This window comes from uncultured Fibrobacter sp. (assembly GCF_946062555.1).
Lineage (GTDB): Bacteria > Fibrobacterota > Fibrobacteria > Fibrobacterales > Fibrobacteraceae > Fibrobacter.
This window is the reverse complement of sequence record NZ_CAMGVQ010000080.1, coordinates 1-13,506: the sequence shown is the minus strand read 5'-3', so window position 1 is coordinate 13,506 and position 13,506 is coordinate 1. Positions and strand designations below refer to the sequence as shown.

The 13,506-nt window shown below is 50.6% G+C and carries 13 protein-coding genes; 3 read left to right on the top strand and 10 right to left on the bottom strand.

Annotated features, from left to right (window positions below; translation table 11 throughout):
- Positions 1 to 359: 359 nt before the first annotated feature.
- Together Q0P86_RS15420 and Q0P86_RS15415 are read right to left on the bottom strand one after the other, a co-directional pair.
- Positions 360 to 704, bottom strand: a complete 345-nt coding sequence (locus Q0P86_RS15420; protein WP_295040683.1) for a hypothetical protein — start codon at positions 702 to 704, stop codon at positions 360 to 362.
- A 140-nt stretch (positions 705 to 844) separates the two neighbouring features.
- Positions 845 to 1,000, bottom strand: a complete 156-nt coding sequence (locus tag Q0P86_RS15415) for a hypothetical protein (protein ID WP_291021981.1) — start codon at positions 998 to 1,000, stop codon at positions 845 to 847.
- Between the two features lie 79 nt (positions 1,001 to 1,079).
- Between Q0P86_RS15415 and Q0P86_RS15410 the strand changes: the two genes are divergently transcribed.
- Positions 1,080 to 2,567: an RNA-binding domain-containing protein gene (locus Q0P86_RS15410; RefSeq protein WP_295040681.1), complete on the top strand. Its 1,488-nt coding sequence runs from the start codon at positions 1,080 to 1,082 to the stop codon at positions 2,565 to 2,567.
- Positions 2,568 to 2,679: 112 nt separating this feature from the next.
- Here the strand turns inward: Q0P86_RS15410 and rmuC are convergent, their stop codons facing one another.
- From rmuC to Q0P86_RS15395, 3 genes are all read right to left on the bottom strand, one after another.
- On the bottom strand, positions 2,680 to 4,197 hold the full coding sequence (rmuC, locus tag Q0P86_RS15405; protein WP_295040679.1) for a DNA recombination protein RmuC: 1,518 nt from the start codon (positions 4,195 to 4,197) through the stop codon (positions 2,680 to 2,682).
- Between the two features lie 118 nt (positions 4,198 to 4,315).
- Positions 4,316 to 5,221 carry a hypothetical protein gene (locus tag Q0P86_RS15400; protein WP_295040677.1) on the bottom strand — a complete coding sequence of 302 codons (906 nt, stop codon included), beginning with the start codon at positions 5,219 to 5,221 and terminating at the stop codon, positions 4,316 to 4,318.
- Between the two features lie 18 nt (positions 5,222 to 5,239).
- Complete coding sequence (locus Q0P86_RS15395) at positions 5,240 to 5,851, bottom strand: hypothetical protein (protein WP_290995378.1); 612 nt, start codon at positions 5,849 to 5,851, stop codon at positions 5,240 to 5,242.
- A 102-nt stretch (positions 5,852 to 5,953) separates the two neighbouring features.
- Between Q0P86_RS15395 and Q0P86_RS15390 the strand changes: the two genes are divergently transcribed.
- On the top strand, positions 5,954 to 6,709 hold the full coding sequence (locus Q0P86_RS15390) for a flavodoxin family protein (RefSeq protein ID WP_295040675.1): 756 nt from the start codon (positions 5,954 to 5,956) through the stop codon (positions 6,707 to 6,709).
- 502 nt (positions 6,710 to 7,211) lie between these two features.
- On the opposite strand, the gene rpsI is transcribed toward Q0P86_RS15390, so the two are convergent.
- From rpsI to Q0P86_RS15365, 5 genes are all read right to left on the bottom strand, one after another.
- On the bottom strand, positions 7,212 to 7,592 hold the full coding sequence (gene rpsI / locus Q0P86_RS15385) for a 30S ribosomal protein S9 (protein ID WP_199220953.1): 381 nt from the start codon (positions 7,590 to 7,592) through the stop codon (positions 7,212 to 7,214).
- A 41-nt stretch (positions 7,593 to 7,633) separates the two neighbouring features.
- Positions 7,634 to 8,062 carry a 50S ribosomal protein L13 gene (rplM, locus tag Q0P86_RS15380; RefSeq protein WP_290995382.1) on the bottom strand — a complete coding sequence of 143 codons (429 nt, stop codon included), beginning with the start codon at positions 8,060 to 8,062 and terminating at the stop codon, positions 7,634 to 7,636.
- Positions 8,063 to 8,511: 449 nt separating this feature from the next.
- Positions 8,512 to 10,374: an endo-1,4-beta-xylanase gene (locus tag Q0P86_RS15375; protein ID WP_294985779.1), complete on the bottom strand. Its 1,863-nt coding sequence runs from the start codon at positions 10,372 to 10,374 to the stop codon at positions 8,512 to 8,514.
- A gap of 184 nt (positions 10,375 to 10,558) precedes the next feature.
- Entirely contained in the window at positions 10,559 to 10,855 is a 297-nt protein-coding gene (locus Q0P86_RS15370) for a hypothetical protein (protein ID WP_291021995.1), read from the bottom strand.
- Positions 10,834 to 11,544: an endo-1,4-beta-xylanase gene (locus tag Q0P86_RS15365; RefSeq protein WP_295040673.1), complete on the bottom strand. Its 711-nt coding sequence runs from the start codon at positions 11,542 to 11,544 to the stop codon at positions 10,834 to 10,836. The genes Q0P86_RS15370 and Q0P86_RS15365 overlap by 22 nt, the downstream gene beginning before the upstream one ends.
- Before the next feature lie 220 nt (positions 11,545 to 11,764).
- On the opposite strand from Q0P86_RS15365, the gene Q0P86_RS15360 reads away from it, so the two are divergent.
- Positions 11,765 to 13,258, top strand: coding sequence for a PHB depolymerase family esterase (locus tag Q0P86_RS15360; RefSeq protein ID WP_290995389.1), 1,494 nt, complete (start codon positions 11,765 to 11,767; stop codon positions 13,256 to 13,258).
- The last annotated feature ends 248 nt before the right edge of the window (positions 13,259 to 13,506 follow it).

Here is a 13,506-nt window from a genome sequence, read left to right as displayed (position 1 = left end):
CTGAGCTGGTCCATACAAAAAACCTCGTTTTGTTACGAGGCTAAATATAGCAAATATTAGTTTATTTGTAAACAGTCGTTTTGGGGTAATTTTTAGAGGTTGCCATAACCGATTTCTCCAGCAGATACTCTTCCCGAAGTCCACTTCATCAAATTTTCTTCAACTTCATGGTAGCCAAGAACATTTGTTTTTGCCATATAATAATACCTAATCAAAAAATGTTTGAGACAATTATTTCATCCCACAGCAAGCCACTTAGTTCAGAACCAAAAGGCATTGCCTTGTCTCACTAAATTTACATTCAATTTGCAAAAAAAGAAGTCTTTTTTTACATTTTATCTTGTTTTTTAGGAGGAGAATCACCCCTCATCCCCCTCCATCTCCCCATCAAGGTCCTCAATCGTCTCCCGAGTCAGGCGGTCATAAAACATTTCATACATCGGGGCAATGATTCCCGCAATTTCATAAATCCGGCGAGCCTTGGGCTTGCTTTCGTCATTGGCAGCCTTCACTATGTGCGAGGCTAGGTTAGACGCCATTATCACAATGGACGCCTTGCCGATATCCGAGTGATCTTTAACAACATCACGGAACACCGCGTAAGTTTCCTCGGTTATCCTATTGAAATTGCCCAGGGCATTTTTTAGAGAGCCCGGTCGTTTTTCAAAGGATTTGTAGCGTTCGTTGATATTGTCCTTCTTCATAAAGGTCTCCCGGGAACAGGTTTATCTTTATATCGTTCTGGGGAACCCGCATTGTAAAGTCATCATAGAATTTTTTTACGGCAAATTTCTTCCCCCACCTAGCCCTATTGCCATCTTCTGCAAAAGTTTATATATTCATTTCAGTAGATTCCGACAATCCTTCTGACAGCGTATTCGAACCGGGGAGGAAGTTTCACTATCTGCTTGAGGTCGTCGCCCTTTGTGGACTTGACAATCCGCAAATCGCGACAGTTGCCCTGCAGGGAACCGGCCCTGTGGCTATCAACGTAGAGCACCGTCTGCAATGCAGACGCTAATACAAGTCAATCCATTGGTTTGTAAGCGATTGCGTGTTGGGCAATCGCAGGGGCTCTAATGACTGCAGACGACATCAAGAAAGGTGAATCCGAAATTCTAGAATTCAAAGGGAACGAACTATCTGAAGACCCTAAGAAATGGGTGAAGACAGCCATCGCCTTTGCGAACGGCAAGGGAGGCACCATAGTTTTCGGTGTCGAAGACTCCTCGCTTAAAATCACAGGCATTCCGTCAGTAAACGTGTTCAAATTTATGGACTCGATTACGAATGAAATTAGCGACAATTGCTCTCCGCAAATTTTTCCGCACCTACACATTGAAACCATTGAAGACAAAACCGTCGTCGTACTAGAGATAAACAAGGGCGACTGTTCTCCTTATTTTTTCAAGCCCGAGGGTGAACGCCATGGCGTGTACATCCGTGTCGGAGCGACCACTCGAAAGGCGGAATTCGGAAAAATCCGAGAGATGATGCTCTACAGCGCCCACAAGTCCTATGACGAAATCATAGAACGGGGCGTAAAGCCGGCCACCAAAAAACAGATTAACGAACTGAGACGGGTCATTGCCGAACGTTCCACTAACCAAAAGAAGATTTCCATCGAAAACCTTATCAGCTGGGGATTGCTTAAAGTTCACGAAGGAATCCTGCTCCCGAGTATTGCGTTCAGGCTTCTTACCGCCAATGACCTACACTTTGCCAAAATACAGTGCGCCAGGTTCAAGGGTTTAACGCGTTCCGTATTCCTTGACCGCAAAGAATTTGATGGACCTATTTACCAGCAAATTGAGGAAGCTTTTGAATTCATTTATAGGCACACCAATGTGGGAGCACAAATCAAGGGACTCTACCGCAAAGACGTATATGACTATCCGCCCGAAGCCGTACGAGAACTCTTGGCAAACGCTGTAATGCACCGCAATTACATGGATAGTTCTTGCATTCAGATTTCAATTTTCGATGACCGTATCGAATTCCAGAATCCAGGAGGAATTTTCGGAGACCTATCCCTAGAAAAGGTTCTTGCAGGTTATTCAAGCATCCGTAACACGCAAATTGCCGACATTTTTCAAAAGATGAACATTGTCGAAAAATGGGGAACGGGCCTTTTGAGAATTGCAGACATCTGCAAAGAAGCCGGAACAACTCCAGTGCAATATCAAACTGGTTCAGGATACTTCATGGCCACACTACTACGAAAAGGGACAGAAAAAAGCAAAAGTGATACCACAAATGTCCCTGTAAATGATACCATAAACACGGTAGATGATACAATAAATGACACCATAAATGATACCACAAATGATACTATAAACGATACCATAAACGATACCATAAACAAGTTATCAGACAAGGAGTGTCTCGTCTTTGATTCCATAAAACAACGAAACTGTATTACCGCTCAAGAAATAGCCGCACAACACAATATATCTGTCATAACGGTCAAACGTGCTATAAACACACTCAAAACATGCGGACTCATTGTCCGCATCGGAAGCAATAAGAAGGGGTTCTGGAGCATCAAGGATTGCATAATTGATTAACTTTGTAGAGGAACGTTTCAATGCCGAGGAATAGCGCATTCAACTCGCTTTATACAAAAAGGTTCCCCGCTTGGCAGGGAACCTTTTTGTATCAGGAGACGATTTTTCACTTTTAATTCTGTGCAGGATTGCCCTGCATCTCAATCACCTCGATTTCGGTCGGGAGCGGATTGTTCTTGTCCTGCTTTGCGCCCAGGCTTTCCAGCTGGCGGCAGGTGGTAAGCACGCTCTGTCCCTTCTCGGCGAATTTTGACATTCCGTTCTGGTAAGCCTTCTGGGCATTGTCCAGCGCCTTGCCCACATCGCCCATCTGCTTTACGAACATGCCCACGCGCTTGAGCATTTCGTTTGCAAGTTCAAAGACCTTCTGCTGGTTTTGCGCCTGCTGCACCTGGCGCCAAGTCAGCTTGATAATGCGGAGGGCCGCATAAAGGGTCTGTTCGTCGGCGATATACACGCCCTTTTCCATGGCTTCGCGCCAGAGCGAGGGCTTTTCGGCCAGCGCCCGCCAAAGCGCATCGGCGCGGGGCACGAACATAATCACAAAGTCGATAGTTTCCCTGGGCGCCTTCACGTAATTTTCGTACTTCTTGCCGGAAAGTTCCTTCACGTGCTGCTCCAGGCTCTGGATATGCTTTTTCAGCCAATCCTTGCGCACTTCAGGGTCTTCGGCACGGTTGTACTCAAAGAATGCGGCCATCGAGACCTTGGAATCGACAATCACGTCCTTTTTCGTATCCAGATGGACGATTACATCGGGGCGCATGCTGCGGCCGCTTTCTTCAGACACCAACAGATTGCCGTTCTGGTCGCGGAGCGGCGCCTGCGTTTCGAAATGGGTCCCTTCCTGGAGCCCTAACGAAGCCAGGAGTTCTTCCAAAACGCATTCGCCCCAGTCGCCCTGAATCTTGCTGTCGTGCTTGAAGGCGCGGATCAGGTCGTCGGCGGTCTGCTTGGTCTTGGCGTTCGAATCGATGGCCTGGCTCAGCGCATCCTTGAGCGAGGTATTCGTTTCCACCTGCTTGAGGGTGCTGTCCTTCATGGTCTGCTCCATCTTGGCGATGGTTTCCTTGAGGGGATTCACCAGTTGTTCCATGGTCGCATGGCCAGATTCCGCGATGTCCTTTTGTCGCTGCTTGAGCATTTCTTCGGTAGCGGATTTCGCCTCGGCCACAAGGCGCTTCGAGATGTCGTCGAAGCGTTCCTTCTGCTCGTTGAAGGCATTCTGGTGGACGCGTTCCAATTCCTGCTTTTCGGTTTCAAGCCGCTTTTCGGCCGCCATTTTTTCGTCGGCAAGCCTCTTTTCGGCCCGCGACCGTTCTTCGGAGATTCTCTTTTCCGCCTCTTCTTTTTCGGCCGCAAGGCGCTTGGCGGCAGCGTCCTTTTCGTCGGCGATGCGCTTTTCTGCTTCGGCCTTTACCGCCGCGAGCTGATTTTCTGCGGTTTCGCGGGCGGCATGGAGCTTTTCAGTTTCCGCATTCAGCTGGCTCTGCAATACCGCCACTTGCGTTTCAAGTTCCGCACTGCTTTGCTTGCATTCTGCATCCCGCTGCGCGCCCTTGACACGCATCACGAGGATGCCGATTACGATTCCGAGGACTGCGCCCAAAATTCCGACTGCTATTGTCATACCATTCTCCTTTTGCTACTAAGAATATATCGCTTTTTCACAAAGCTTTGTCAAGTTCTTTAACATCTTTCTTCTATCCTCATTCCTCGCCCTCTCCGCGTCCATAATTAGTACCTCCTCACCTGTACAGATACGGCAGTTGCCGCATGTTGTTGTAGTATAAAATCATATCCGATTCAGGGTTGTCCATGATGTGCTTCGGATCGTCTACGCGGATGCAGCGCACGGGGTAAAGGTACTCGGGTTTAAGCCTTTCCTCTTCCACAATAGACTTCAAGAGTTCCCAATGCCGCGAGGTCGTGTCATTCGGCACAATCACCGAGGCAATGGCATCGCTCGTCCAGACAATGCTCAGGGTATCCACATATTCAAAGACGCCTTTCTCGCCATTGTAATAACCGGACAGGTTCAAGTCCACGGTATCGACTAGGCCCCAGGTGTCATGCGAACGGGAGCGCAGACGTTTCAGTCCGCTCGGATCCTCCGGGTCAATCACCTTGATCGGAGAAAATGTCGGCCAGTATTGGATTCGAGCATTCCCGGCAATGTATAGCGCAGCGTTCTGATGGGCACTCGCGATGCTCCAGCCAGCGGGGCAAACTCGGCCACGTTCGTATAACGGGTAGTAGCGCCCACGTTCGCAAGTAGAATCCAGGCACTTGCTGCACCTGGTTTTGTAACGCAGATTTTCAAGCATCAGGTGAAAGGTCACGGTGTCGCCCGCCAAAAAACCGGAGTCATGTTCCGACATGGTGCACCCCTTGTAATCGGCGAACTTGAGCACCGTATATTCGTTACTGTCGCGCGGATCCACGAAGGTTTCAAGCTTCTGGAAATAGTAATCATCTACGTTTGTGGCAGAGCAATGCGTATAATTCCGCTCCGGTTTCCACTTGATTTCTACACTGTCAAGCAGCAGCCTGATCGCAAGCGAACCAACAGCTCCAATGATCGCCCCCACGACAAATGCCAAAAGAGTCAGGACACATTCCTTGAAGAACGCTTTTGTCAGAAACTTTTTCATTAGAACCTCTCCACACCTTTAACCAAAATACCCGAAACAAAAGAACAGCAGGAACAGCGGCAGAATAAAGATCCACACGCCCTGAAAATAGTGTTCCAGGTCGGAATCGCTCATGGTCGAATGGTCTATCAGCGAAATCACCAGGTACCAGAGCCCGATATATTCCAGCACGGAATGGCCGCCGCTAAAGATGTACTGGAGCAGAAGGTAGCCGAGCGTAAAGCCCACCACTGTGGGCGCCACCGCCGAAAGCGCGTGCTGCACCGCCACCATGAACCACGGGCCGCGCGTGCAGTAGCTGATATGCCCCAGGCGTTCGCCGTCGCTTTCGAACATGCAGATTTCGTCGACTTCGGCCCCCGTAATCACGGCAAAGCACAGGTGCGACATCTCGTGCACGAATGTTCCGGGAAACGTCAAGAAATTCACGAAAAAATAGGCGAAGTCGCGGTTCACCGCCCCGATAATTTCTACCTGCGCGCGTTCCAGCCCATACAGGAGAAGCCCCGCAATCACAGGTGCCACGATGACGACCAGAGTCAGAATAACGCTAATGGCCGCAACGGCCCCGATGCCGTTACCCCAGCCGAACCATGCGATTATCTGGGACATCGAGGGGAGAGTGAACATGGCGGACCTCCTTGTTTGCGCGCCGGACATTCATATATCGCTTTTTACCCGTCACTAGTAAAACGATTTATGGAAAAAATATTTTTTTCTAAATTTGTACACATGGCAGATAAGAAAAAAATTCTCGTAATGGTTGCAAGCCCCAAAAACGAACGCAGCGGAACCCTGATTCCGACAAAGGCCTTCGTGGAGGGGCTCGAAGAAAACGGCGACTACGAGAGTGAATACCTTTTTATCGACCGCCTGAACATTAAGCCATGCCGCGGCTGCCTCAGTTGCTGGGGACGCGAAGACGGCAGCTGCTTCATGAAGGATGACGACGTGCCCTGGGTGCGCGAAAAGCTCACGAACGCCGACATTGTCATCTGGAGCTTCCCCCTGTACCTGTTCGGTGTGCCGGGACAGATGAAGGTCCTGATGGACCGCATCGTGGGAATGGTGCACCCCTACATGGGCCAGAAGCTGAAAGACGGCGTGAACGCGCTGAATTCGAACCTGCACGGGCTCCAGTTCCAGAAAGAAGGACAGAAAATCATCCTGCTTTCGAGCTGCGCCTGGATGGACATCAACGTGGTCTACGAACCGATCCGCAAGCAGTTCGACATTATCCTCGGACACGAGGGTTACACACTCATCGCCTGCCCGCAGATGCGCGCGCTCGACCACCGCGGAGGCCCGCGCCGCCTGAAAATGCTCCGCGACAAGTACAAGGCCGGCGGCGCGGAACTTGCAAGGACCGGCAACCTTACGCAAGAAACCATCGACCTGCTGCAAAAGCCGCTTTTCAGCGACGACGCCTACGTGACGCTCGTGACCGAGTTCGTCACGCACATGTTCGACAGGCCGGACAATTTCTAAAGCTTCACTAGCGTTTTTTTGTGCATTTCCAGAACATTTTTGGACGGCGTACCTATACCCCCCCCCTTTCCGCAAAGGATTTATAGGTACATTTTTTATTTTTGCATACAAATTAACATTCACTACACTGTAGCAAAGGCAAAAAAACACCTATAAACGTACCAAGACCATACAGACTTATAGGTACCAAGGTAAACGCAATACTTGCGAGAGTCTCCATTTGACCGTTTTCGCACCTATAAACAGGGGCAAAACTTTAATCTTATAGGTACGTATGGCAAAAATCCGCAAAAAAATGCTGAAGCGCGCCTCGAAAACGACCCCTATAAGAAAAAACCTGGCAGAGCCAGGGTTCATGAGCCACAAAGCCCCAAACGCAAAGCTGGGGCGGTGGCGAGAGCAAGCACTCGGGGGACATACTTAGCATGACGGGCGCGAGCGGTCTTATACAAAGAAAGGCCTCCGCAAAAGCGGAGGTCTTTCGTAATAGCAATTTCGCAGATTAGCGCTTGCTGAACTGGAAGTGCTTACGAGCCTTCTTGCGGCCGAACTTCTTACGTTCGACGGCACGAGAGTCGCGAGTCATGAGGCCTTCCTTCTTGAGGGCAGGCTTGACTTCGGCGTCGTTAGCAACCAGTGCGCGGGCAATGCCGAGACGGACAGCGCCCATCTGGCCAGCGATTCCACCGCCACGAGCGGTAACTTCGACGTCCCATTCTTCCGCGTTGCCGAGGATGGCGAACGGGAGGTTAGCGATCATGTTCTGCACTTCAGAATGGAAGTAATCCTTGAAATCACGACCATTGATAGTGCGCTTGCCGGAACCCGGCTTCAGGATCACAGCGGCGATGGCGTTCTTGCGGCGGCCGGTGCCACGGTAGATCTTCTTATTCTTTGCGGTAGCGATAGAGGTATCCTCCGTTCTTAAAGTTCTACAACTTCAGGTTTCTGCGCGGCGTGCGGATGTTCGGCGCCGGCATAAATTTTGAGCTTCTTGATCATCTTGTGACCGAGAGCGCTGTGCGGGAGCATGCCCCAGATGGCAGCTTCGAGCGGTGCAGTCGGGTGCTTTGCCTTGAGGTCAGTAAAGTTGATCCAGCGTTCACCGGCAATGTGACCGGTGTGGTGGAAGTACTGCTTCTGCAGAGCCTTGTTACCGGTAACGGCAACTTTTTCAGCGTTGATCACAACCACGAAATCGCCAGTGTCGACGTTCGGGGAGAAGATGGCCTTGTGCTTGCCCATCAGGAGCTTTGCAACTTCAGAGGCAACGCGACCCATAGGCTTATCGGCGGCGTCCACAAGCTTCCACTTGTGTTCGACGTTCTTCGGGTTTACCGTAATGGTCTTCATGTAAATCCTTTATCAGTTATTCCGGGGCCGAGTTGCCCCGTGAAATGCTGCGCTAAATTTAGAAGAAAAAACGCGACCTTGCAAGGGTAAAAAACTACGATTTTTCAAAAAATCCGCGCCATTTTCGGCGTTTTCATCATATCAATTATGTCAATTATTTTAATTATATCAACAAAAACAAACAAACCACCCCAGTTGAATTTGCCGCGAGAGCCTTCGATAGAGGCCCACTTACATTCGTTTTCTGCTGTAATTCAGTTCCAGAGTTGCGTAAAGTCGCTACGAACATGGCTACGAGTTGTAATGTTACCGACGAACTTGGCTGCTCCGTCGGCTAGTCCTCTTTTTACGCCACAAAGAAACAAGCCCCGGTGCATTCGCCCCGGGACCCGTTGTTTGGTGTATTGAGTATGTAAAAGAGAGAATTGCTACAGGCCTACACCGACCTATTACTTTGCAATGCGGACAGCCTGCATCTTACCCGTGGTACGGCTGCGCAGGTAGTAAATACCGGACGCCTTGATGTCGTTGGAAGTCTTGAGAATTTCCTTGGCGGCATCGAAACCGTAAGCCCTGAGCACACCCATGTGGACACCGTTCTGGTCGAACACGTGGAAGTCCTGACGGGCATTGTTGTCAAGCTTAATGTTCTGCTGAACAAACTGCGGATCTTCATTCTTCTCAATCGGTTCAGGGTCAGTTGCATCCTTACCTTTCACGAAGGTGAAGTAGTCTATATCGAACCAGTCGCCGGTTACATCCATTCGGAGAATGTGCTTGCCAGCCGGGAGAGTCACATTGGCAGAGACCTTGTTGTAATCGTCGTAGTTTTCTTCACCAGAAGATGCCTGCGGAACAGAAATCTTGTCGGTGAGTTCCTTACCATCCAAGGACATCTGGAAACTAGAAGTATTGTTTGCAGAAGCAACGGCCGCAAAGAAGGTATAATCGCCCGCTTCGCTCACGTTGATCGTGTATTCCAGCCAATCACCGGTCTGGTTGTAGCCCACGACAATGCGGTCGCCACTCTTCTTGTACAGGTCTACGCCCGTATCTTTACGGTAGTCGCTATCGCCATGGTTTTCGGAATCGTCACCATAGGATTCGTTGCTCGTACCGTCTTCGTTCTTGCCCTTGCCCGGAATGTCGAAGTCTTCGGCCTGAATCTTACCCGGAACAGCGAAGGCCTCGCCCTTGAACGGGAGCTGCGGTTCAGGCGGGACCGGAGCCACATCACCTGTCGGAAGGCCCGTTTCATTCACACCCTTGTTCTTGGAGAGGTAGTCCTTGAGCCATGTCATAGCAGAACGGTCCTTGCCGTCCTTGATGAGACCGGAACAACCATTCGCCTTTCCATTACAATCCAACCATGTCTGACCATAAACATAACCCCAGAAGGTGATTCCCGCCACATGCGGGTCTTCCATCCAGTACTTGAACTGTTCACTGACGCACTGTTGCTGAATAGCGTCATCGGTACTCGGGACATCGTATTCAGAAATAAATATGGGGATATTGTTCGTTTGCTTATGGATTTTCTCCATCGTGCTCTTGAAGGTATCGAAATTCATGCAGTAGCCACCACCACCGGTGCCGCCACCATTACCACCACTGGTCATCAAGTCGTGAGCCTGCAAGCCGTAACCATCGACCGGAGCACCAGCGGCCTTAATCTTTTTGATAAGGTCAATACCCTGGTCTACATTCCACTGGATGGTATTGTAGTCGTTATAAATGAGAATTGCATCCGGCCAACGTTCGCGGGCCATCTTGAAAGCCGTGACAACAAACTGGTAGTTGCCACCGTCATCGCCACCAAGTGCCGGAATGATGTTGTTGTTCTTGCCGTAAGGAGAGTGGTAGTTGTTGTTACCCGTACGGATAGCTTCGTTTACCACGTCGATCATTTCGAGATCGGGATAACGCTTCTTAACTGCATCGAACCAAGCGGTAATCGCCGTCTTGGTATTCTCGACGTCAAGGCCGTTCAACCAGTTGGGGTACTGGGAGCCCCACACCAGAGCGTGGAACTTGAAATGGCCCCCGTTCTGTTTTGCCCAATTATAGGCAGCATCGCAGTCGCGCCAGTTATACTGACCACGAGTGCCCTCGACAGAGCCCCACTTACATCCGTTTTCGGCAGTTGCCTGGTTCCATAGCGTGGTATAGTCAGAGCGAGCTGCACTACCCTGGATTATGTTTCCGACGAATTTCGCAGCGCCATCGGCAAGACCCGGGCCAGCAAAAGAGAAGGTTGACGCCGCGAGAGCAAGCACCAAAGCTTTTGTAGTTGTAGAAAGAGGCTTTTTCATACCACACATCCTTTTTTTGTTTTGATGGTTTCATCCCAAAAACCATTATAAATCTATTTCTAAAAAAGGCCGATTTTTCGCCATCAGGGCGGATTGTCATGGACAATATATCCACGGTGTCGTAAACAAAAAGAAACAAGTTCCGGCGTATTCGCCCCGTAACCCGTTGTTTGGTGTATTGAGTTTAAAAATACATGGAAACTCTCACGGTCTGCATCTGGCCGGTGGTACGGCTACGCAGATAGTAAATGCCCGAAGCCCTGATGGCGCTAGAAGACTTGAGCAGGTCGGCAGCGGCATTGAATCCATAGACCGAAATCAGGCCCAGGCGGTTCCCCTGCATGTCGAACACGTAGTAATCCTGGAGCTTGCCCGCGTCAAACTTGACATTTGCAATGGAAATCGTGCCCGGGTCATCGTCACCGACAATCGGTTCGGGATCGGTTGCGTCCTTGCCCTTCACGAAGGTGAAGTAGTCCACATCTTGCTTTCGAAATCGGACTTGCTCATGCCCTTACAGTCGTGAGCCTGCTGACCGTAAGCATCGACCGGAGGACCGTTCTTGACAATGGTCTGGATAAGTTCGATACCTTCGTTGATCTGCCAGGAGAGCGTATTGTAGTTGTTATAGATAAGCACAGCCTTCGGCCAACGTTCGCGGGCCATCTTGAAGGCTTTCGTGATAAAGTCGTACTGGTGCTTGTCATTCACCACGCGGTCACCGCCAAGGGCTTCGATAATGTAGGAGCCGCCGCATTCGGTATCGTCGGTGCTGTGGCCTTCGGCACCTGCAGCAGGCTTGCCGTAACCAGAGTGATAGTTGTCACCCGCCCAAATGGCTTCGTTCACCACGTCGATGTATTCGAGGTCCGGAAACTTCGCGGCAACGGCATCGAACCATTCAGTAATGTACTTCTTGGTGAGTTCTACGGTAATGCCCGGATTTTTCTTTTTGCAGAGGAAGTTCGGGTACTGCGAGCCCCAAACGAGAGCGTGGAACTTTAAGTGGCGTTCGCCCGGTTTTTCCTTGGCCCACTTGTAGGCGCTTTCGCACTTGTCGAAGTTGTCCCAAGCGAACTTGCTTGTACCGCTGTTGCCGTTAGAAAGGGAATGGACAGCTTTTTCATAACCAACATCCTTTAAAAACATGAACACCACAGGTAAAAGCACCTTACAAAAGGTGGTTTTTACCTTGTCAAAGCAAGTTTCCTTGGACAATAAATCCACGTTCCCCAAATAAAAGCGCTCACAAAACGCTTTTTACACGAAATTGTGTAAGTTTTATATTTAGTTTAACAAACTTTACGCAAAATATATTGTAAATTCACAATAAATGTGTAAATTTATTAAAGAAATAAAAGTGCAAGGGTGTCATTAAAAAGGAGTATCTATGCGTAACCCCCAAATAGCAAATATCGCCAGTATTGCTTTGCTCGGTCTTTTAAGCAGCCAGGCCTTTGCCTGGAGCATTGATGGCGTGGTAAAGTCCAAGATTTCCGGTCGTTTGCTCGGTGGAGTAAAAATCAGTACCTTTAACTTCGGTGGCTATGAAACGACCAGCGCCGAAGACGGAACGTTCCGCCTCAGTAGCGACGGCATCAACGCTCTTATGGACGTAAAGGCTTCGAACATCGCCCTCCACATGGAAGGCAACACGCTCACCATCTACAATGCGGATGCACGGTCTCTCAGCGTGTCCGTAATCAACTCTCTAGGCAAGGTTCTCAAGAAGAACAACATCGAAAACGTCCAGGGAATCGTCTCCCTGGCCTTGGGCAAGCTTGCTCAAGGCGCGAAGTTCATCCGCGTCAGCGCAGACAACCGCAACAGCACCTTTATGGTAACCGACAAGGGCATCGTTAAGGCGCTCAAGAAAGAAGGCGAAGTGCTGCCATCCCTCCAGTTCTCGCTTGACGGCTACGCCAACTTTGTCTACCAGATGCAGGCCGAAACCGAAACCGGCGTGACCATCGAAATGGCAAGGCCCTCGAGTTCAAGCTCCAGCGACAACAACCCGACCGTATCTTCTTCTTCCGAAAAGCAGGTCGTCTCTTCCAGCAGCAAGACTCCGAACGACACACCGGTCGATTGCTCCGGCAAGACGGCCAAGGCCGGCAAGCAGAACATGAGCGTGACGGTCGACGGCAAGGAGCGCACCTTCATCATGTACATCCCGGATTCCTACAAGGGCGACAAGCCGGTTCCCCTGTTTGTGGACTACCACCCGGTTATGGGAAGCGGCGAAGGCCAGTATAACGGCACGACATACAGAACTCTTACAGCAGAAGAAGGCGTGATTTCGCTATACCCCGACGGCACCAAGTCCGCGGACTCCCGCAAGATGGGGCCGGGCTGGAACGTGGGTCCGTGCTGCTCCGACGATGACGACGTGAAGTTCTCTCGCGAAATGGTCGCAGCAGTCGAAGAAATCGCCTGCATCGACAAGAAGCGCGTGTACGCAGCCGGTTTCTCGATGGGTGGCGGCATGAGCAACCACGTGGCATGCTTCATGTCCGACATCTACGCTGCAGTCGCTCCGGCCGCTATGGACTTGAACACCACGAACAGCGCTCAGTGCAACCCGACACGTCCAATTTCCATCATCATGTTCCGTGGCACGGCCGACAACGTCTGCAAATACCAGGGTGGCGATAGCGGCTACGGTGATGGTCTGAACTTCCTCGGTGCCGAAAAGAACTTCAAGTTCTGGGCAGAGAAGAACGGCTGTACCGGTGTTCCGAGCCAAAACTCCGACGGTTGCGACGAATACTCCACTTGCCGTGATGGCACGAAGGTCGTCCTCTGCACCAAGCAGGGCGGAGGCCACGAACAGGGCAACGGCAATGTCGGTTGGCCGTTCCTGAAGCAGTTCACCCTGCCGTAACGAGCTTCTCTCTCTCAAAAAAGTCTTAGTACTCCTAAGAATACCTCCAAAAACCAACCCCATGAAGGCCCTCGCAATGCGAGGGTCTTCTTCCTTTTTCTTGAGTTAGATTCCTCGCTGCGCTCGCCGAGCCTGCAGTCTCGGCCTCCGGGAGACTATCCCTAACGCGGCAGCCACGAGACGGGGCGGTATATAAAAAGAAGGGCCCCTCGAGCTGTTGCTTAGGGGGGCGTTAGCCTCAAGCGGCA